The following is a 20,509-nucleotide window of genomic DNA, read 5'->3' on the forward strand; positions in this document are numbered from 1 at the left end:
TTTAATCAGACCCTGCTGTGTCTTTAGCGAGAGCAATACATTGAAAGAGAAATTATTAATTGGGGCTTTAGAAGGATATAGGCTGGGAATTGTAGAATATTGTAAGACTCCTGTGTATGAGTGGGGTAAAGAACACCTAAGGAGGTTTTACATTTGTCCTATCAGTCGGAAGCCCAGCTTGAGAAAAATCTGATCGAGCAACTTGTTCGTCAAGGCTACGAACGAGTGACAATAAATGACTACGATTCGCTTTTAGGAAACTTTAAACAGCAACTGAATAAGTTCAATGAGAAGAAATTAAATGGTCAGCCGTTAACAGATGCAGAGTTCAGCCGATTCCTAACTCAGATTGATGGAAAAAGCATTTTTGACTCCGCAAAAATTCTTAGGGATAAACAGGTGTTCCAACGTGATGACGGAACAGAGGTATATCTTGAGCTGATGAATATCCGTGACTGGTGTAAGAACATTTTTCAGGTCACCAATCAGACAACAGTGGAAGGGACGTATAAAAACCGTTATGATGTAACAATCTTCATTAACGGATTACCCGTAGTACAAATTGAGTTAAAGCGCCGCGGCTTAGATTTTAAAGAGGCGTTCAATCAGATTCAACGGTATCGAAAACACTCCTTCAGGGGGTTATATCGCTATCTGCAGATGTTTGTTGTCAGCAATGGGGTTGATACGAAATATTTTGGAAACTCCGATGGTGACATCTTGTTTTCACACACCTTTTTCTGGTCGGATGCAGAAAATAATCGTATCACCAATCTAAGCGATTTCACGTCCAACTTCCTAGAAAAGTGCCGCATGGCTAAGATGATCGCCCGATACATGGTATTGAATGAGACTGAGAAGCTGTTAATGGTCATGCGACCGTATCAGGTCTATGCAGTTGAGGCACTTATTAAGCGTGCTTTGGAAACTAAAAACAACGGTTATATCTGGCACACTACTGGTAGTGGTAAAACATTAACTTCATTTAAGTCGAGTCAAATCCTTGCGAATGAGCCGCATATCAAGAAGGTATTCTTCCTTGTTGACCGTAAGGATTTGGATAGTCAGACCTTGGCGGAGTTTAACAAATTTGAACCGGATTCAGTAGACATGACAGACGATACTGAAAAATTGGTGGCACAAATTTCGGACTTAACGAAGCCGTTGATCGTTACTACAATTCAAAAGATGGCGAACGCTATAAAGAATCCTCGATATGAGGAGATCATGAAGCCGTATCAACAGGAGCGGGTTGTCTTCATTATTGATGAGTGTCATCGCAGTCAGTTTGGTAAGATGAAAAGACTTGTAGACAATCATTTTAAAGAGGCGCAGTACTTTGGTTTTACTGGAACACCTTTGTTCGAAGAAAACAAAAGCCAAGACGGTCGGGTAACCGCCGATATTTTTGAGAAATGTCTACATACGTATCTGATTAAAGATGCGATCCATGATGGCAATGTCTTGGGGTTTTCGGTGGATTACATCCAAACGGTTGATGTTTCGATTAACGAAAAGGATCAGACTCGCGTAAAAGGAATTCTGACTGATGAAGTCTGGATGCATGATGATCGAATCCGTTTGATCGCTGAGAACATCATAAACCATCATGATCGGAAGTCACGCAGTAAAGGGTATACAGGACTATTCACTGTGGACAGCATCCCGATGCTGATTAAGTACTACGACACCTTCAAGTCCATGTCACATAACTTGAAGATTGCCGGCATTTTCACTTATGGTCAGAATGAGGACAGTGAAGGTGATGGACAAGACGAGCATTCTCGGGACAGCCTTGAACGTATCATTAAGGATTACAATGCCATGTTTGGTACCAACTTTTCAACAGATAAGTACCAAGGGTATTTCGCCGATGTTTCTCGGAAAGTCAAGACTGCTCAGATCGATATCTTGCTAGTAGTCAACATCTTTTTGACAGGATTCGATAGCAAGACCTTGAATATCCTCTACATGGATCGCTTCTTGAAATATCATAATTTGATTCAAGCCTTCTCCCGCACCAATCGGACAGAGAAAGCGACCAAACCTTATGGGAATATTGTGTGCTTCCGCAATCTAAAGGAAGATACGGACGAGGCAATTAAGTTATTCTCGAAAACGGACAGTGTCGATGATGTCCTGATGAAGAGTTATGAAGAGTACCTTCAAATGTTTAGGGCAGCTCTGGTGAAAGTAAAAACTCTTGCCACTACGCCAGCGGAAGTGGATGCCTTGGAGCGAGAGGAAGAAAAACAGGAGTTTGTGGTTAGCTTCCGTGAGCTTACCAAATATCTGACTCGTCTCCAAACTTTTACCGAGTTTGAATTCGACCCGTCTCGATTGGGTATTTCTGAACAGGAGTACCAGGACTACAAGAGCAAGTATCTCCGTATCTATGATGAAGTTAAGCGCGGCGGGGGTAAAGAATCGATCTTGGCGAATGTTGACTTCCTAATCGAGTTGATGCATACCGATCGGATTAATGTTAGTTACATTATGAATTTGATCCGAAACATTGATTTCGATAATCAGGAGCAACGAGACAAGTCAGTAAAAGATATTGTTGATGAGATCGATCGGGCTGACAATGAGCAGCTCAGACTAAAAGCCAATTTGCTGAAGGACTTCTTGCGGAAAGTAGTACCGACATTAACCAATGCAGATTCGGTAGACGATAACTACAATGCTTTCGAACAAGAAGAACGTATGAAGGAAATCAAGGCATTCGCAGGTGAAGTGGGGTTATCGCCTGAAGTTATCCAAAGCTTTGTGCAGGAATATGAGTACGGTGGGCTTGTTAACCAACAAGAGATAAGTGATGCTGTTAAGTTACCATTCCTTCAAAAGAGAGCAATGATTCAACGGATTATTGAGTTTATAACTGAGCATACCAAACGATTTTCGTAATGCTATTTATAAAAATAGCAGAAAAGGACTTGCCTTTTCTGCTGTTTTTTATTATATTGAAACTGTTGGTTTAATGCTATTTTAATAAATAGCAAAAGGGGAGGGCTGGTTTGAATTTAGAACAATGTGCATCGGTGGTGCAAGGGGCATTTTTATCCCGTATCCAGACAACACCTTCATTGGAGGCAGTAAAGCTTCCGGTCTACACGATGAAAGAAATGAACGAGTGGTTAAGTCCTGATCCCACATCATCGGTAGAAAATCAGCAAGATGTTCATGTAGATCAGGATCGTTTAGGGTCTATACCGCTTGCTAAAGAGGGGTTGGTCTTAATTAGTTTGACTGGTCAACGAGCAGTAGCATTGCAGCAGGAGCATGTCGGAAAGTTGATTCCTTCTAACTTTGCCATAATCGAGCCTACAAGTGAATTACATCCTGACTATCTGGAGTGGTTTATAAATGATCATCCAGACTGTCGCAAACAATTGAAGATCGCTACGCAAGGTTCCAGTATAGCAGCTTTGTCGATTCAAATGCTTAGGACATTGGAAATTATTTTGCCACCTATGGACGAGCAAGTGAAGATTGGTAGCGTCCACAGATTATTACATCGAAAAAATCGTCTACTTCAGGAGAGAATCGTATGGGAACAGCAATTTATCAAACAAATACTAATGGGGTATCTAAAGGAGGAGGTAAACAGATGACAACGACTGAGTTACAGCGTTATCAGCAAGGCGAATTACATAAAAAGCTTTGGGACATGGCGAATGATCTTCGGGGTCAACTTGAAGCTTACGAGTTTAAAAACTATATCCTGGGATTGATCTTTTACCGTTATTTGTCAGACAAAACGGAAGATCGGGTTAATAGCCTTCTTCAGGAAGACAATATTTCTTACAGAGATGCTTGGAAGGATCAAGCATATCGAGACGCCTTAAAAGATCAGCTCATTCAGGAAATTGGCTATGTCATTGAACCAGACTACCTGTTTTCAAGCATGATTGAGGAGATTGGTAAAGGAGAGCAAGGCAAATTCGATATTGAAATGCTACATAAAGCGGTCACCGCAGTAACAGAATCAACCCTAGGAGCGACGAGTCAGGATGACTTCCAAAATTTATTTGATGACATGGATTTGAATTCCTCCAAACTAGGGCGTGATGTAAAGTCTCGTTCTAAGCTGATCGCTAAGGTCATGGTCAATATTAATGATATCCCCTTCTTACATGATGATGTGGACATTGACGTTTTGGGCGACGCTTATGAGTATTTGATCGGACAGTTTGCAGCTAACGCGGGTAAGAAGGCTGGCGAGTTCTATACTCCACCACAAGTTTCCAAAATCATTGCCAAAATAGTAACACTTGGTAAAAAGGACTTGAGAAATGTATATGATCCGACTTGTGGTTCGGGGTCGTTGCTCTTAAGAGTTGCAAAGGAAGCAAAAGTTCGAAAGTTTTACGGGCAAGAGAAAACCTCAACTACGTATAACTTAGCTCGTATGAACATGCTCTTGCATGATGTGTCTTACCATAATTTCGATATCCAGAATGCCGATAGCTTGGAGGAGCCGCGACACATTGATATGCGTTTCGAAGCAGTAGTAGCGAATCCTCCGTACTCGGCAAAATGGAGTTCAGATAATAAATTTCTCGATGATGAGCGCTTTAGCGCTTATGGTAAACTGGCTCCTACATCCAAAGCCGATTTTGCTTTTGTGCAACATATGATTCATCACCTTGATGATAACGGAACGATGGCAGTTGTCCTTCCTCATGGGGTATTGTTCCGCGGTGCGGCAGAAGGGGTTATTCGGAAGTACTTGATCGAAGAAAAGAATTACTTGGATGCAGTGATCGGGTTGCCAGCAAACATCTTTTTTGGGACAACGATCCCAACCTGTATCCTAGTCTTCAAAAAGTGTCGAGAAGCGAATGATAACATTCTGTTTATCGATGCTTCCAACGATTTCGAGAAAGGGAAAAACCAAAATCGTCTTCGTGATGAAGATGTTGAGAAGATCGTTGAAACCTATACGACTCGAAAGTCTGTTGAGAAGTATTCATATGCCGCTAGCCTAGACGAAGTCAGATCGAATGACTTTAACCTGAACATTCCTCGTTATGTGGATACTTTTGAGGAAGAAGAAGCGATTGATATCCAAGCAGTTCAAGCTCGACTTAAGGAAATTGATGATGAGATTAATAAAATTGATTCTGAGCTTGCAAAGTATCTGAATGAGTTGGGGGAGTTGTGAATGAATAGACCTGTGATGAGGTTTAAGGAGTTCAAAGGTGACTGGAAAAAGTACTCCCTTAACGATTTTGCAGCGAAGATTACTAAAAAGAACACTAATTTTGAAATAAAAAACGTTATCTCGAACTCGTCTCAATATGGTCTTGTCTCACAGCGGGAATATTTCGATAAAGATATTGCTAATGCAGACAATATTGATAACTACTATGTAATCGATGATGGAGATTTCGTGTATAACCCTAGAATCTCTAAGGAATCACCGTATGGACCAGTCAATATTTATAAATATCCTGAACCAGGGGTTGTATCTCCATTATATCTTTGTTTTAGAGTTGAGGAGATCTCGAAAACTTTCCTTTCATACTTTTTTAAGACAAGTAACTGGTATCGACACATTTATTTAAATGGTGATAGTGGAGCAAGACATGATCGTGTAAGTATTAAAGACTCTGATTTTTTGAATATGGAAGTTCATCTCCCTTCCTTACAAGAACAAGAAAAGGTATCTTCTTTTCTCATCCTCTTCGACCAGAAAATCGAGAAGCAGCAGGAGAAGATCGAACAGCTGGAGTTGTTCAAGAAAGGCATAATACAAAAGATTTTTTCTCAGGAGATCCGGTTCAAAGATGCGAATGGACAGGATTTTCCTAAATGGGAACAGAAAACACTTGGAGAACTTGGGCAGTTTAGAAAAGGTGGCACGTTATCAAAGTCAGATATAAGCGAAACAGGGGAAGCATGTATATTATATGGAGAATTATATACAAGATATACTTCAATAATTGATGAAGTATATAGCAAAACGAAAGTTTCAGACAATAAGGTGTATGGAAACGCTAATGATGTACTTATACCATCCTCAGGGGAATCTGCTATTGATATTGCACAAGCTAGTGCATTATTGGTTGAAAATGTTTTACTTGGTGGAGACCTGAATGTGTTCACCCCATATAAAGGTGTGAGTGGTGCTTTCTTAAGTTATCAAATAAATTCAATAAAAAGAAAAGAACTAGCGAAGTTAGCTCAAGGAGCATCAGTTGTACATTTATATAGTGAAAGCTTAAAAAAACTAACAGTGTGGTTACCCGATTATAAAGAACAATTGAAGATTGCATCGTTCTTATCTCTTTTTGACAAGAAGATCATTCATGAGAAGAAGAAGCTTTTGTCACAAAATGAGAGAAAGAAAGGTTTCCTACAAGAAATGTTTGTTTGATTACCAAAGGTCTAGATTCCATAACAGGAGACTAGACCTTTGAACTATTTTTCACCACCCAGCAGTGCCCCTTAACATCTACATAGAAATCCCATGTTTCCGGATCGAAATCCACTCCATTCTTCTTTGCTTCCAGAAAGTTAACTGCTTCAATGACCATCTCATCGTATCCAGACTGCAATTCCTCAAACTCAGACATCAACTGTTCAATCTGATTCTTCTTAAGTTCCAGTAAATCAATTATTTGCCGTAGCGACTCTGTTCTTTGTTTGGTAAGTACTCCGATGTATTTGCCGTGTTGTTCGATAATCTTATCACTTTGCTCATTGTTGTGTTGCTTGAGTTTACTGAGTGGTTGACGAGAAAGAAAATCATAAATCTGAGCCAATTCAACATCTCCCTGTTTTATGATCATTATACACATGCATCCTGTGAAATTCTAAAGCCGCCATCTTATGTGGCGGCTTTAAGCTTTAGCTTGTATCAAGTCATTCCCGTTAATGTCGAGCAGCTCGTATGCTTTCCCTATCATGTCTTTATCCCGACCGAAAAGAGGGACTGTAGGAATACCGCTTTCTTGAGTAATTCGATTTAATTGATGCACTTGAAATTCAGAATTACAGAGGACCACAGCTTTACTGCTATACAAAAGCAAGTTCCTTTGAAAAGCAATCGCCCGCTCAGATACGGCAGGCGAGTAAACAACCGGTTCACCGTCGGAAGCTTTCATTTCCCTGTGATCAACGAATACGTTCAGTTCACCTTTGCCGAATGCACTACAAATCGCCATAAGTGTCTTGGACATAAAATCAACATTATCTCCTGTAAGTAGCCCATAAACCTGAAAGGCGAGTACCCTTCTGTCAGCATCAAGTTGATACTTAAACCGCTCTGTGAATGGTATCGTGAAGTCATTGGGCTGATATGCGGGGGTTGACGAGAAACGTTCGCTCGAGAACATGTATTCAACCGATACAGAAAGCGCCGCGGCGATCTTTTCGATATTAACAAGGCTCACATTGCGTTCTCCTCGTTCGACACCACTTAAATATGTACGATCAACCCCCGCGCGATATGCAAGCGATTCCTGAGACATGCCGCTTCTTGCCCTCAATTCACGGACTCTTTGCCCAAATTCATTCCGTATGTCCACAAACAAAAAGACCTCCTTCCCATATTCTTCTTAATAAGTATATCGGGATAGTAGGTCAAAAGTTATAGATATGATGGATAATTTTGTCGAGGTTGTGTTTCGATGTGACTTAAAGTCAACTGACTAGGGAGTAGGTTCTAATTATCATGATCTAAGAGGTATCCGTTTTAAACAGGCGGTCGTCTATCTTTCCACTCATCTATTTTTCGTGGGTCAACCTTCAGCACTTCACAGATATGCAATGCAATATTGACAGTCGGAGTGGTCAGACCGTGTTCAATGTTCTGATAATGCTTCAAGGATATATTAACAGCGCGGCTGACGCTCTCTTGGCTAAGCTTTTTCTTTTCCCTAGCTTCTTTCAATTTCATAAAGGAAACAGCCCCTTGCATTCGTTTCCTTTATGTTAGGGAATACGCGAATCTTTGATAACTAATTATAGTTGGCGAAGTATAGTTCCTATATTATACTTATCAATATATGTCGAAATGCCTACTCTGGTAAGGAATAATGAGGACTTGTCTAGAAGGGGCAGTGAGACAGTGTTAAATAAAATCTAACCAAAGGAGAAGATGCACTTGTCGAGTTCAGCACCACAATTAATCATCACATTCTTTTTACTTGTGATTATTGTTCCACCGCTAATTGCATTCTTTAAAGTCTCAGTTGAGGGGAAGTTGGGGCGAGGTGCAATTTTATCTGATGAAGTAATGAAGAAATTCAGGGAGGTATTTGCAGAACCAACTGAGAGGTACATTGCTTCAATCGGTAATGGCTACATCATCAACTTCCTATCAGGGGGTTCGCTTGCCAGTGGATTTTCCGTCATTAGTAACAAGCGGGTTTACTTCAAAGGAAAGTGTTACTACAAAGAAGCTGGTAAATTGAAAAAGTCATTTGAAGAGCGAATGGTTGATCTGAAGGATGTGACTGGAACAGGCTACACCAGGGTTAATCCGACATCACTGTTAATTACTTCTTTATCTTCATTAGTTTTAACAATCATTCTTATCGGTGTTCTAAGTAGTTTGGGAAGTAGCGATCAGGCAACGGTTATGAACATTTTGACAATTGTATTGATCGCTTCAGTATTAAGCTTCTCAATCACATTAACTGCGTACATATTGAAACGTAAAAATTTGTTCGAGATATCCTTCGCAGGGGGTATGATTGCGTTCAACATCAATTTGTATGATAAAGCGGAGATCGATGACTTTCAGAAGCAACTCAGAAGAGCTAAAGACCATGTTGTTGAATTAGCACCTTCTCAGGTTGCAGCGGCAGCCGCGCCACAAGCGCCCACTGAAACTATCTCCAAACTTGGAATTGCTGACGAGATAAAGAAATACTCCGAACTATTGCAGCAGAAGCTTATCACCCAAGAAGAGTTTGACGAAGCAAAAAAGAATCTCCTATCTAATGGCAACAAATGAGTACTGTCGTTAAAGGATTAAGCTTGAGCAATGGCGAGGAGATCAGAGCGGTATTAGGTAAAGGTAACATCGGGAACAAGGGTCAAAAGCCTGTAGTAGTTCTTACCAATGAGTACATCCACTTTTTCGGTGAGCATTATCGGTATGAAAATGGCGACACTTCCAGAAAAATATTCGAACCCGAATCGATACCGCTTCAAGATTTCATTGGTGCTGGCTATATACGTAAGAGATCGAGACGTAATCTCTACTATCTTGTAACGGTCGGGGTATTAATCACGATCCTGATGCAGATCTCTAGAGGAATGAAGAAATTTGGTGTGCAATTTAGCCAAATTAAGCTATATGGCTCAATAATGGCAGGAACCTTTGTCATCGCCTTGGTTCTTTACCTGTGTAAGAGGTACAAGCTGTTCGAAATCGCCTTTATAGGGAAGAGGATTTGTATTAGCGAACGCCATTTTGAAAAATCAGATATCCAGTTATTTATCCAATCGATGTATCAGGCGAAGAGAACAGTACAATAACTTGGCTTTTAGAGCAATTGCTCATGATAAGCATACAACAATGAAAATGGAGTGATGGAAAATGAAGAAGATATCTATGATGTTGGTCTTGTCTTTGGTTATTTCCCTGTTTACTTCACTAACGGCTATGGCTGAGAGTGGAGCGAAAGTTGAGACGAAGCAAGGAGGTTATGTTTCAATCTCAAACGTAACTGATAAAAAGCAGTTTATTGATGAAGGATCAGGGGTTGGAGATACGGTTTTTGTATCTGACAAACCAGTAACGCTTACTATTACCGGAAAAGACCCGCATCCGAGTATCAGTTTCCTGCCTGACGCGAAGCTTGATGGTGAGTCCTTCATTATGGGAGAAGCTTCCGAAGATATCGCTGTAAAAGGGAATACCGTAAGTCTCAGCAAGAAGGGCTATTATGGGGTGAACGTGCGCTTCGGCAGCGAGTTTTCACCTGATACGGTTGCCGAATTCGTGGTGCAGATTGTAGGCGAAGGAACTGCAAGTAATGATCCTAAGACTAACTCCGAATCCGGTAACAGTGAAGCCGAACAAGGTATGTCGACAGTAAATGTTCTTAATGAAAATTCGGGGTATAAGATTAAATTCCCAAGCAGTTCTTTGAAGTTGCAGAAAGTTAAGGGAAATGACGACGAGATCGGTGGTTTTGAAGTCTCTGCGATCACCTTAAAGACCCCGAAATTTGAGAAGGACTCTAATGTATTCTTGTTCGATCTAGTAACTACAAACCCAAAGGCTCATTCAGTTTATGTGAGTGTCGACAGCTATTTTGGTGGTCAAATGAAATATGTAGACGAGGAATTTAAAGACGGTAAGGTTTCCGTATATATGCCTAGTATTACATTTGAATCTGTTGTTACAGACGATGTTTTGGTTGCGTCGATTGAGGTTTATGATAAAGATCGTAATGTGATCGACTCGTTTAAGAACATTACCTTTATGTATGAAGGGTTCAATCGATACCAAGTGATTGATTCCGATACAAATCAGTCGAGCAAACCTGTGTCTGCCAAGCCAACAGCATCCAAGGTTATTGTCAACGGTAAAGAAGTATCCTTTGAAGCCTATAACATCAATAACAACAACTTCTTTAAACTTCGCGACATCGCTTCAGTTGTAAATGGCACCGAGAAACAATTTGAAGTGAAGTGGGATGGAGCAAAGAATGCAATTAGCCTTCTTTCCGGTAAAGCATACACTCCAGCGGGCGGAGAGCTTAAAGTATCTGCTAAGCCAGCAACAAAAGAAGCCAAGCCTACTTCTTCCACGCTATATATCGATGGTAAGGAAGTAAACTTGGTTGCCTACACAATTGATGGTAATAACTACTTCAAGTTCCGCGACATCGCAAAAGCGTTCAATATTGGCGTAACGTGGGATAGCAAAACAAATACAGTTGGAATCGATACGAAGATTGATTATAAAGATGAAGAGTAATTGATCACTAGGGGTTCCATTTCGGATGGTGTCTTTAACAGGCACCATCTTTTTATTTTACATTTGTTGTATTAGGGGCATCGAGGGAAGCGGATTTCAGTCGCATTAATTTCTTTTGTTGAGCCAAAGGAGCCATTCGAGATACAATTAGTGGATAAACATACCATTTTCCTAGCAGGGGGTAAAAGATGAGCCTACCTTACGATAGAGAAGCCGAGTTGAAAGAACGATTAAATCAGTTCATAGCTAATAAAATAACCGGCTCCAATGAAGATTACTATTCACGGATGTCAGTTGAAGATTTCGAAGATATAAAGACTACGTTGAAGGATATTCATAACATTATTACATACAAAACGACCATCCGTTTCATTGACTGGGTTAGTGATCGCTTCCCTTATGTGAAGGAGAATTATCAAGTTTACTTGCAACAAGTACTTAAAACCAGACCGAATGATAATGGATACGATCTCATCGTTACTGGAGAGGTCAATATTATTGCCGAGATCAAATGTAACAAGCCGATTAATAATGGTTACAAATTTGGTTCAGCCCAAAGAAACGGAATCGTAAAAGATATTAGGGGGCTACTTGAAGGGAAATCAAAAGTAAAATCGATTGATCCCGCGGCAGCGTTTAAATTTTTAGTGATCTATGATTTTGGCGACCATACTTTATCCGCCGCGCAGCACTTAATAAAGAATTTGCAGGCTGATCTTAAGGAGAAGGTCGAAATTTATGAAGATAGTAAACCGCTAACGACAGACAAGGTGTATGTCGTATTCATTAAGTAAAGATTGGAAACAGGTCGTAACCACCTATCCGATTGGAAGGTGGTTTTTCTATAATTGAGCCAAAAAGATCAATGGGTTAAAATATAGAGAATACTACCAATGATTGCTTCGTGTGAAAGGAGAGTTGCAAATGGACGTTATAGGATTAAATGACTTATTACCATTAGACAAGAAAGTAACCACTATTTATACAGGTTCGGAGCTTCTGCTTGCCTATGAACTCGACAAGTATGCCCAATCCATGCTGAAAAAGAAATTGGTTTTGTCCGATGTAACAATATCAGAGGAATTGCTCATCGGTGAACACTTCAGTTTCGTGATAACAAACGGGCTTGATGTGGGGTTCAAACCAATCGGGACATTGAAACCTTACTCCGATAGGAACTTCTTTACAAAATCGGTTGAGGGAGTCTACTTTAAGAAAGATACCGATGATGAAGTAGTGTTTGAACTGCAATCAGATATTATGGCTAATCAAGCCTTGAATGCTTCAAGTAAAAAATCTGCAGGATACATCAGCTTAATTGCTTATATCATGGTAAGAAGTGCTAAGGTCAACAAACCTATTCCGAAATTAATAATTGATCATGGGGCAGTTTATCCTGATGGTTTCGAATATGTGGATCTTTACATCCTTATGCGATTCGGAAATAGTTTGCTCGATGGATTAGTCGAGATAAGGTATCTGGAAGAATCGAGCACAGATAAAATACAACTTGATAAATTCTATAATGAAGCCGCAGATGGTCCATCCGAAATTAAAGAGCATCAATTTGATTGGATAGCTTTCGTTATGCAATTCAGACAGCGGGGATGGATGAACCGATTCTACAATAAAGCAGAAAAGTTTCAATATCTTACAAGCGAATTCGAGATAGGTGATGTCGTACTGCTGTATGAACGTATAGGTGCAACGGAGTCCAATCCGGGTAAACTTTCTGAGTGCTACCCTGCAGTAATTGAAAGGTTTGATGAAAACTCTATCTCATTAACATACTATCCAAGAGTCAAGACGAGATTGACAGAGGAAATTGAAATTGATGCCATAAATTCAATTCCCGAAGAACTGCGTGTAGCCCAAAAGATACCTACGTATGTAAGGGAAAAAGGGAATCGAACTCTTATAAGTCATCGAGATGATAAAATTATGAGATACGATCAAGAGACTTACTTTTTTGGAAAGACAGTAAAATTCAATCTAAATGATTTTGGTGTAGAGCGGTATACATACAATGAAAATAATTTTCTTCAACAATTATTTGAAACAGATGGAAGCCATCAGTTCATTCCCACAAATGAAGGAGACAAACTAGCCTTCTTCTCAACAATTGATACGGTCTATCATGTGTTCGAAGATTACAATGTGGAGTATAACAAAGATAGGTTCCTAGAGAAGTATTATTATTCAAAAAATAGAAAGCCAGGATACTCGATTAGATTATTAGGTCGGAAGGAGGGGTAAAATGGGTGCTGGTAAGAAAACAAAATATAATTCAAAATTTATTGAAATCGGTGAACAGATAATAGCTGATATGCCAAAGAGTCAACGAGAGAATTTATGTTCCTTGTCTCATACTCTACATTTTGTTGCTTTACTCGGATTTCAATCATTTAAGTCGAAGCGTAACCTCATAAATGAGGATAGGAAGTCTAAATCATGTCCTTTTAAGGTTGGTATCTCTCTTTATTCTGATATTGACATTGAGGTTCCTGTCATAGATGTTCTTTTAGACAAACACACGGAAATAACAATGAATCAAATTGGAAGTCGGAGTATAAAAAAGGAAGAAGAGTTTGATCTTACGTATTACGAGTTTATGTTCTTGATGTTAAGGGATGAGTACGCTGGTTTTTTTGAAGCTAATGATGATCCTAGAGGTGGCTATGTTTCCTTATATTTGAAAGCATTTGAAAAAGGAGACGCCAAGTTACCCACACCATCGATTCAATTTAAGAGAAATAAGCCCAAGAACAAATCAGGTTATAGAGAAGATGTTGTTCCAATTACTGAAAAGATCATCCCAATCGACAAGAAAGTTCAAGGTGAATGGAAGGTAATACCGAAGTACGCAGATAAGTATGGTCCATTACTGGAGCATCTACTAAAAAAGAGAGAAGAAGGCAAGAAGCGGATAGCACAAAGCATGAGGGAATTGCATTTAACATCCAAATAAAAACCTGACTACAGTGTAGAATACCTTTGGTGTTCTACACTGTTTTATTAATCCTAAATAATAGGGGTCATTTTTTTTTATTATGTAGGAGTTGAGACGAAAATTAGGAAAGTGCTCAAGAGTCTCGGAGAGATAGATAATCAAACCGAGAAAGGTGTGCTTAAAAATGGCAGCATCATATCAAACTCTTGAAGTCATGAAATCCTGTCTTTCACCAATTGTAGAACAGCTCGATGAGCGGCTGGCTCTTAAGGAACGGGGAATAACTTATGGAAAGAAAGATTTAGAAATGAACGTAAATATTTTCGTTTCATATGTATTAAGCCGAATGCACTTAGTTCAACTTAATGGGCAGATTTATTCTTATTGTAATAAGGGGTATTACATTGAAATGAATCGTAATATTTTATTGACGATTTGCCGAGGCATCGTACTTGAAGCCCATTCTACTGGTTGGCTTCCGAAATGGGAGAGCGAGTATTACAAAGCGTTGATAAGAGAAATACCATATGTTGATGCTATGAATCCCGATAAGGGATTTATAAATCTAGCCAACGGAATGTTGAATCTTTACACGATGGATTTTGTTGATCATGATCCGAGGTTTCTATCCACCATACAAATACCGATTGAGTACAACAAAACTGCATCGTGTCCGAAGTTTGAAGAATTCCTATTCGACATCTTTGAAGGTGACGAGGAACGTATTAAGCTTGTTCAGGAAATAATGGGTTACTGCTTCATACCGGACATAAAGATTCAAAAGGCGTTCTTCTTTATTGGATCAGGATCAAATGGTAAGAGTGTACTATCAGAAATCATTCGTTACTTAATCGGAATAGAAAATGTATCAAATGTCTCGTTGAAAGATCTCGGTGGTCGTTTTGGTATGCAAAACTTGCCGGAAAAACTGGTGAATGTTTCGACTGAGAATGAATTTGATCGGAAATTCAACACTCAGAACTTCAAAATCTTAACTGGTGGAGATGCAGTAAACGTCGAGCAGAAATTCAAAGCTTCTTTCAACACACGATTATTCGCTAAGACGATTGTTCTGCTGAACAGTATGATGGATTCCAACGATTTAACGAACGGGTATTTTAGAAGACTTCAAATCATACCATTCAACAAAATCTATCGGGAGTTGAGAGCAGGCGAAGCCCCTATTGAGGGGGTAAGCTACATGGACAAGTCACTTCTCGATAAGCTGCTGACAGAATTACCAGGCATACTGAATTTTGCAATGAAAGGCTTGGCTCGTTTAATCGATAACAACTTTAATTTGACCGAAAGTAAAGTGTGTGAAAAAGCATTAGAGGATTATAAGGTCAGTCAAAACCCGCTCCCCGAGTATTTCAAAGCGCGGGTATTTTGGGCTGGAGGTGAACAGACCTTAAGATCAGACTTTAAGCGAGATTTTTCAAGATGGGCAGATAATAATGGCTTGGACAATGTAAAGTCCATAGGCTCCACAAAGTTTTGGGAGATGTTCAGCAGAGTTCTCATCGAGCAAGGCATTAAAGTTCGCGAGAAGAAAATCAATGGTGATTATTATGTCGAGGGGCTTGGGATTAATTATTAATTCCCGATCTATATGTCTCTACAATGTCGCTATGAAAATGGAGGAGTAAGTATGATGAGAGAATTGCTATTTGATCGGTTCGGTACGGAAAAAAGCAGGAAATCGGAAGTGACGGATAAAGTATTACTGGAATTCAAAAATCTCATTGCTTCAAAACCTTGCACTAATGAGATTAATTATGGGATTGAACTTGCAAAAGGACTTATGAAGATTAACGGTTATGATGAGAAGATAATTGAAAATTTTCGAGAGGGTAAGATTCTAAAATCTGATATCTGTGGGTATTTTCCTGACCTCACAATGAATCTTTCTAGCTTTGATTTAGAAACCATTACAAAACTTGAGGATGCGGGTTTTATTGTTTATCAAATTTTTGAACGTCAAATTTTTCGCAAACCAAACTGGGATATAATATCAACTTACCTTACTTCTACATCTAACTTTGAATTAGTAGAGTTCTCTGTTGTCCATGCAATAGATGGGGTATTAGCTTTTGAAGTAATCCACGATGAAAATGGCATTATAAAGAAGCAGAATTTTGAAGAAGTATGTCCGTTGATAGTGAATGGAATACCAATTGGACTCAACTATTAATGTAATTATCAAAACCCCCAGTCCCTTGACTAGAAATAGTTAGGGAACTGGTTTTTTTTCTTTCGAGCCATATTCGAATTATAGGCAATCACAAGTTATCTTATTGGAGTTGACTTAAACTTACGAACATTTTTCAAGAGTCCTTAACAAGCAGGCATGGAGTTACCGCTCCAAATATCGTGCAAACGGAGTGTTAAACATGTCTGTAATCATTAGTAAGTCTATCAAGTCAAAGTCCTTCCTCTCCAAGGTCTGGTATTCCAAAATGTCAATGTTGCGGGTCATTGGAGGTGCATTATCTTGATTAAAGTGAAGATGGATAATGCAAATAAGTTGGTGTATGTCTGGATGACTGAGCAGGATAAGGATTCGGCGGAATTTTTGGAACTCAAGGAAGATCTCAAGACCAGAAAATTCAAGTCCTATAAACTGATCACATTCGTTTCTGGGACTGATGATGTCCTTGTTGGTCTTGAAAAAGTAGTGCTTCAAAACGCACTCAAAAACAATGTTGAACCAGTTTTCGATACCAAGGTACAATGACCCAAATCCAATGAAAATATAAGAAGTGGGGTATCAAATATGACTAATTTTAAGGTTGTAAATTCTGGAGATAAGTGTTTGTTGATTGGTTATACGCGTATTAGCCGCGATGAAGATAGAAAGAACTATGCTACAATTATTGCCCAAAAGAAGATTATTGCGAATCATGCAAAAGAGGTATTTGGAAAAGAAATTCCTGAAAAGAACTTGTACGAAGATGATAATTACAGCGGATATTCATTCAACAGACCTGATTTTAATCGGATGTTAGGAGATATTAATTTTGCAATTGAAAATGGGTATCAAGTAGTACTTTTGGTAAAGGATATATCACGAATCGGGCGGCATAATGCTTATACATTGCTGTTTCTCGAAGATATGAAAAGGCTAGGTGTTCGAGTAATTCTAATAAGTGATAGCTACGACTCATTTGTTGATGATGACTCGATACTTGGAATTAAAACGTGGTATAATGAGAGGTATGTCAAAGATATAAGTACCAAAATAAAAGATAACAACAAGACAAAAATGATTGATGGCAAGTATTTGTCAGCAGTTCCTTACGGCTACAAGAGAGATCCGCTTGACCGAGAGAAAGTAATTATTGATGAAGAGACTGCTTGGGTAGTTAAGAAGATATTCGAAATGTATTTACAAGGTGACGGCTACAGAAAAATTTGTATTTATCTGACTGAAAACGAAGTACCTACTCCATCAATGGTCATCCAAAGAAACAAAGAAGCTGAAGGTAAAGTTTACAAAAAAGATGTTACGCATGTTTGGGTTCAGCGAATGGTTCAAAGAATCGTAAGAAATGACTTTTACATTGGAGTACTTCGACAAGGTAAATATAAGCTTGCTGAGATCAATGGGAAAATTCTGAGGGTCGATCCGTCTCAGCACTATGTGTTTGCAAATAATCACGAACCTCTGGTAAGTGTGGAGGATTTCGAACTTGCACAGGAGATCGCTGAAAAACGTCTCACCATGCATTATAGAGGTTCGGGACATAAGCATGTAAACCTATTCACTGGCTTTCTTGTTTGTGCCGATTGCGGACGCGGTTTTGTTGCACTTAATAAGGAAGGTAAACATAAGTCCTACATATGCGGGACATATAGAAGAGTAGGTAAAATAGCTTGTACAACACATTACATCTTAGATCGAACATTGCTGCTTGCAATAAAAGCCCATCTTGTTGTCCTCAGAGAAAAACTGAGCGATGCAATTAGTGGTTTTGATGGTAAATTGAAAGATCAGGTGAAGAGAACCGACAATCTAGATAAGTCCCTCCAGAGGCTAAATTCAAGTCTAAAGCAACTTTCTGATGAACTGAAAGTAACAATGAAGCAGAGGATAAATGAAGTTGCTCGAAGCCCCGAAGATGAGGAAATTATCTCAGAAGCATATGCAGAAATTGAAGCGGAGAAGCGTGTGCTAATCAAAGATATTCAAAGGCAGATTGATGATTTAACTGAAATTAAAAAGCAATCTTCAAGGTTTCAGGAAGGTTCAGTTACTGCTTTGAGTGTTCTTGATGAACTTATTGGAAAAGAGATGTTTGATCGTAAGGATCTTAGTTTGTTAGTTGATAAAATAATTGTCAACGAAGACGGAGAACCTACAATTTACTTGAAAGCCAATATTGAGAAATTGCTACAGTACGAAGGTGGGGATCATGACCCTGATGGTAACGGTGGCGGCTATAAAGCCACCGTTACTTATAAAGCGGGGGCGGTAATCAAAACATTAGTTTCTACTTTGGCGTCAAACTTTTATGGCGGGGAACTCGTCAATGATACTGTCGGCTTAAAAGAACCATCGTGCACTACAAGGCTGGCTCCTACGGCATACAAGGCGTCGGAGCCACGCTAGTCGAGCGAATCGAAGGTTGTTATTTCAATGTAGTAGGTCTTCCGTTATCGCTCCTGACCGAAATGCTTGAGCCATTCGGAATCAGAGTGCCATAGAACGCCGGGAGTCCGGCAGGCAAGAAGCTTGGGACAGGAATGCCGCAATCCAATATTCAGGAGGTTGTGCGACATGGAACATCACCCGCTTCTTCGCGATCTGCCCCATGGCGAGCGCCCGAGAGAGCGCATGCTGCATTACGGGGCGGAAGCGTTAAGCCATGCGGAATTGTTGGCGATTTTGCTGCGGACAGGGACGAAGGACGAATCGGCCGTCGTCCTGGCGCAGCGCATTTTGAACCGGGCAGGTCATTTACGTTACCTGCCCGATCTGTCGGTGACTGAGCTGACGCAGACTCGCGGAGTCGGCTTGGCGAAGGCGATTCAGCTCAAGGCCGGCTTGGAGCTGGGCAGGCGGATGGCGCGATCACGCAGCGGTGACGCGATTACGATCCGGCGGCCGCAGGATGCTGCGGGATGGCTGATGGAATCGATGCGTTACTATCAGCAGGAGCATTTTGTTTGTCTTTTCTTGAATACGAAAAACCGGATTATTGCTCAACAAACGATTACGATCGGCATATTAGACGCCTCTCTCGTTCATCCGCGCGAAGTGTATCGCGCCGCCTTGAAATACGGCGCGGCTTCCATCATTTGCGCACATAATCATCCGAGCGGCGATCCGACGCCGAGCCCGGAAGACGCGTCCATCACCAGGCGGCTCGTCGAGGCGGGCGAGATTGTCGGCATTGACCTGCTGGACCATTTGGTCATCGGAGATAATCAATATGTGAGTTTGAAGGAACGCGGACTCATGTAATATAATGATTGAGATTGAGGCTATAAAAAGGAGATTGACAACATGCTAGGTGGCTTTACAAAAGACTTGGGAATTGACTTGGGCACAGCCAATACATTGGTATATATTCGTGGCAAAGGAATCGTCGTACGCGAGCCGTCCGTCGTCGCTATCCGTACGGATACGAAGACGATCGAAGCGGTCGGTGAAGCCGCCAAGAAGATGATCGGCCGCACGCCGGGCAATATTCGGGCTATCCGCCCAATGAAGGACGGCGTTATCGCCGACTTCGACACGACCTCCACGATGATTAAATATTTCATCCGGCAAGCGCAGAAGCAGCGTTCGCTCTTCCCGCGCCATCCGAATGTGATGGTCTGCGTGCCGTCGGGCATCACGGCCGTCGAGCAGCGCGCGGTGGAAGACGCGACGAAGCAAGCGGGCGCCAGAGACGCCTACACGATCGAGGAGCCGTTCGCGGCAGCGATCGGGGCCGATCTGCCGGTATGGGAGCCGACGGGAAGCATGGTTGTCGATATCGGCGGCGGTACGACGGAAGTCGCCGTCATCTCGCTTGGCGGGATTGTTACCTGCCGCTCCGTCCGGGTAGCCGGCGATGAGATGGATGAAGCGATCATTCAATACATCAAGCGCCAATATAATATGATGATTGGGGAGCGCACGGCGGAGCAGCTCAAGATGGATTTGGGCTCCGCGATGGAATTGGACGAGGTGGAGACGATGGAGATCCGGGGACGCGATCTGCTGACCGGATTGCCTAAGACGCTCTCTATTTCTTCGAATGAGATTACCGACGCGCTGCTGGATACGATCAACTCGATCGTGGAGGCGGTGAAGGTGACGCTGGAGAAATGTCCGCCGGAGCTGGCAGCCGATATTATGGATCGGGGCATTGTCCTCACGGGCGGCGGAGCGCTGCTTCGCAACCTCGACAAGCTGCTGGCGCGCGAGACCGGGATGCCGGTCATCGTGGCGGAGAACCCGCTGGATTGCGTCGCTATCGGCACCGGGCGCGCGCTCGACAATATTCACTTGTTCAAGGGACGCGGAAGCTCCGGCCTTCGCTCCAAGCGATAACCAAGCTATTGGCCCCGCGCTGGTTCGTTCCCTCGGCGCGGGCTCTATTTCGAGGAGGAACGAGTACCGC

At 41.1% G+C, this 20,509-nt stretch carries 19 protein-coding genes and 1 pseudogene; 17 read left to right on the forward strand and 3 right to left on the reverse strand.

Annotated features, from left to right (window positions below):
• Nucleotides 1-153: 153 nt before the first annotated feature.
• From L6439_RS06805 to L6439_RS06820, 4 genes are all read left to right on the forward strand, one after another.
• Nucleotides 154-2,907: a type I restriction endonuclease subunit R gene (locus L6439_RS06805; RefSeq protein WP_213468937.1), complete on the forward strand. Its 2,754-nt coding sequence runs from the start codon at nucleotides 154-156 to the stop codon at nucleotides 2,905-2,907.
• A gap of 110 nt (nucleotides 2,908-3,017) precedes the next feature.
• Nucleotides 3,018-3,614 carry a restriction endonuclease subunit S gene (locus L6439_RS06810; protein ID WP_213468938.1) on the forward strand — a complete coding sequence of 199 codons (597 nt, stop codon included), beginning with the start codon at nucleotides 3,018-3,020 and terminating at the stop codon, nucleotides 3,612-3,614.
• Nucleotides 3,611-5,167 (forward strand): type I restriction-modification system subunit M, encoded by a 1,557-nt coding sequence (locus L6439_RS06815; protein WP_213468939.1) that lies wholly within the window; start codon nucleotides 3,611-3,613, stop codon nucleotides 5,165-5,167. The genes L6439_RS06810 and L6439_RS06815 overlap by 4 nt, the downstream gene beginning before the upstream one ends.
• Entirely contained in the window at nucleotides 5,168-6,382 is a 1,215-nt protein-coding gene (locus L6439_RS06820; protein ID WP_213468940.1) for a restriction endonuclease subunit S, read from the forward strand.
• A 31-nt stretch (nucleotides 6,383-6,413) separates the two neighbouring features.
• Here L6439_RS06820 and L6439_RS06825 read toward each other — a convergent pair whose 3' ends face one another.
• The 3 genes from L6439_RS06825 to L6439_RS06835 all read right to left on the reverse strand — a co-directional run bounded on the left by L6439_RS06825 (nucleotide 6,414) and on the right by L6439_RS06835 (nucleotide 7,906).
• Nucleotides 6,414-6,797: a hypothetical protein gene (locus L6439_RS06825; protein ID WP_213468941.1), complete on the reverse strand. Its 384-nt coding sequence runs from the start codon at nucleotides 6,795-6,797 to the stop codon at nucleotides 6,414-6,416.
• 51 nt (nucleotides 6,798-6,848) lie between these two features.
• Nucleotides 6,849-7,535 carry a helix-turn-helix domain-containing protein gene (locus tag L6439_RS06830; RefSeq protein WP_237096772.1) on the reverse strand — a complete coding sequence of 229 codons (687 nt, stop codon included), beginning with the start codon at nucleotides 7,533-7,535 and terminating at the stop codon, nucleotides 6,849-6,851.
• Between the two features lie 167 nt (nucleotides 7,536-7,702).
• Nucleotides 7,703-7,906, reverse strand: coding sequence for a helix-turn-helix domain-containing protein (locus tag L6439_RS06835; RefSeq protein ID WP_213468943.1), 204 nt, complete (start codon nucleotides 7,904-7,906; stop codon nucleotides 7,703-7,705).
• Nucleotides 7,907-8,113: 207 nt separating this feature from the next.
• On the opposite strand from L6439_RS06835, the gene L6439_RS06840 reads away from it, so the two are divergent.
• From L6439_RS06840 to L6439_RS06900, 13 genes and pseudogenes are all read left to right on the forward strand, one after another.
• Nucleotides 8,114-8,968, forward strand: coding sequence for an SHOCT domain-containing protein (locus L6439_RS06840; RefSeq protein ID WP_213468944.1), 855 nt, complete (start codon nucleotides 8,114-8,116; stop codon nucleotides 8,966-8,968).
• Nucleotides 8,965-9,495, forward strand: a complete 531-nt coding sequence (locus L6439_RS06845; protein WP_213468945.1) for a hypothetical protein — start codon at nucleotides 8,965-8,967, stop codon at nucleotides 9,493-9,495. The genes L6439_RS06840 and L6439_RS06845 overlap by 4 nt, the downstream gene beginning before the upstream one ends.
• A 61-nt stretch (nucleotides 9,496-9,556) precedes the next feature.
• A complete protein-coding gene (locus L6439_RS06850) occupies nucleotides 9,557-10,945 on the forward strand; it encodes a stalk domain-containing protein (RefSeq protein WP_213468946.1) in 1,389 nt (462 codons plus the stop codon).
• A gap of 188 nt (nucleotides 10,946-11,133) precedes the next feature.
• On the forward strand, nucleotides 11,134-11,739 hold the full coding sequence (locus tag L6439_RS06855) for a hypothetical protein (protein ID WP_213468947.1): 606 nt from the start codon (nucleotides 11,134-11,136) through the stop codon (nucleotides 11,737-11,739).
• Between the two features lie 130 nt (nucleotides 11,740-11,869).
• On the forward strand, nucleotides 11,870-13,201 hold the full coding sequence (locus L6439_RS06860; protein ID WP_213468948.1) for a hypothetical protein: 1,332 nt from the start codon (nucleotides 11,870-11,872) through the stop codon (nucleotides 13,199-13,201).
• 1 nt (nucleotide 13,202) lies between these two features.
• A complete protein-coding gene (locus tag L6439_RS06865) occupies nucleotides 13,203-13,913 on the forward strand; it encodes a hypothetical protein (protein ID WP_213468949.1) in 711 nt (236 codons plus the stop codon).
• A gap of 166 nt (nucleotides 13,914-14,079) precedes the next feature.
• Nucleotides 14,080-15,495 carry a DNA primase family protein gene (locus tag L6439_RS06870; protein WP_213468950.1) on the forward strand — a complete coding sequence of 472 codons (1,416 nt, stop codon included), beginning with the start codon at nucleotides 14,080-14,082 and terminating at the stop codon, nucleotides 15,493-15,495.
• Between the two features lie 51 nt (nucleotides 15,496-15,546).
• A complete protein-coding gene (locus tag L6439_RS06875; protein WP_213468951.1) occupies nucleotides 15,547-16,089 on the forward strand; it encodes a hypothetical protein in 543 nt (180 codons plus the stop codon).
• A gap of 300 nt (nucleotides 16,090-16,389) precedes the next feature.
• The gene (locus L6439_RS06880; RefSeq protein WP_213468952.1) at nucleotides 16,390-16,632 is read left to right on the forward strand and encodes a hypothetical protein; all 243 of its coding nucleotides are present in this window, start codon (nucleotides 16,390-16,392) and stop codon (nucleotides 16,630-16,632) included.
• A 39-nt stretch (nucleotides 16,633-16,671) separates the two neighbouring features.
• A complete protein-coding gene (locus L6439_RS06885) occupies nucleotides 16,672-18,507 on the forward strand; it encodes a recombinase family protein (RefSeq protein WP_213468953.1) in 1,836 nt (611 codons plus the stop codon).
• Nucleotides 18,465-18,602: pseudogene (locus L6439_RS06890) on the forward strand (Maf family protein); the annotation flags it as partial. The gene L6439_RS06885 and the pseudogene L6439_RS06890, both read left to right, overlap by 43 nt.
• 73 nt (nucleotides 18,603-18,675) lie before the next feature.
• Nucleotides 18,676-19,362 (forward strand): RadC family protein, encoded by a 687-nt coding sequence (gene radC, locus L6439_RS06895; protein ID WP_168182054.1) that lies wholly within the window; start codon nucleotides 18,676-18,678, stop codon nucleotides 19,360-19,362.
• Between the two features lie 42 nt (nucleotides 19,363-19,404).
• Nucleotides 19,405-20,439 carry a rod shape-determining protein gene (locus L6439_RS06900; protein ID WP_168182052.1) on the forward strand — a complete coding sequence of 345 codons (1,035 nt, stop codon included), beginning with the start codon at nucleotides 19,405-19,407 and terminating at the stop codon, nucleotides 20,437-20,439.
• Nucleotides 20,440-20,509: the final 70 nt, after the last annotated feature.

Origin of the sequence: Paenibacillus dendritiformis (genome assembly GCF_021654795.1) — a bacterium.
Taxonomy (GTDB): Bacteria; Bacillota; Bacilli; order Paenibacillales; family Paenibacillaceae; genus Paenibacillus_B.

Coding starts and splice junctions, on each gene's coding strand:
- L6439_RS06860 (WP_213468948.1), top strand. CDS start 11,870: ATGGACGTTATAGGATTAAATGACTTATTACCATTAGACAAGAAAGTA.
- L6439_RS06875 (WP_213468951.1), top strand. CDS start 15,547: ATGATGAGAGAATTGCTATTTGATCGGTTCGGTACGGAAAAAAGCAGG.
- L6439_RS06835 (WP_213468943.1), bottom strand. CDS start 7,906: ATGAAATTGAAAGAAGCTAGGGAAAAGAAAAAGCTTAGCCAAGAGAGC.
- L6439_RS06870 (WP_213468950.1), top strand. CDS start 14,080: ATGGCAGCATCATATCAAACTCTTGAAGTCATGAAATCCTGTCTTTCA.
- L6439_RS06855 (WP_213468947.1), top strand. CDS start 11,134: ATGAGCCTACCTTACGATAGAGAAGCCGAGTTGAAAGAACGATTAAAT.
- radC (WP_168182054.1), top strand. CDS start 18,676: ATGGAACATCACCCGCTTCTTCGCGATCTGCCCCATGGCGAGCGCCCG.
- L6439_RS06885 (WP_213468953.1), top strand. CDS start 16,672: ATGACTAATTTTAAGGTTGTAAATTCTGGAGATAAGTGTTTGTTGATT.
- L6439_RS06850 (WP_213468946.1), top strand. CDS start 9,557: ATGAAGAAGATATCTATGATGTTGGTCTTGTCTTTGGTTATTTCCCTG.
- L6439_RS06845 (WP_213468945.1), top strand. CDS start 8,965: ATGAGTACTGTCGTTAAAGGATTAAGCTTGAGCAATGGCGAGGAGATC.
- L6439_RS06865 (WP_213468949.1), top strand. CDS start 13,203: ATGGGTGCTGGTAAGAAAACAAAATATAATTCAAAATTTATTGAAATC.
- L6439_RS06825 (WP_213468941.1), bottom strand. CDS start 6,797: ATGATCATAAAACAGGGAGATGTTGAATTGGCTCAGATTTATGATTTT.
- L6439_RS06900 (WP_168182052.1), top strand. CDS start 19,405: ATGCTAGGTGGCTTTACAAAAGACTTGGGAATTGACTTGGGCACAGCC.
- L6439_RS06820 (WP_213468940.1), top strand. CDS start 5,168: ATGAATAGACCTGTGATGAGGTTTAAGGAGTTCAAAGGTGACTGGAAA.
- L6439_RS06815 (WP_213468939.1), top strand. CDS start 3,611: ATGACAACGACTGAGTTACAGCGTTATCAGCAAGGCGAATTACATAAA.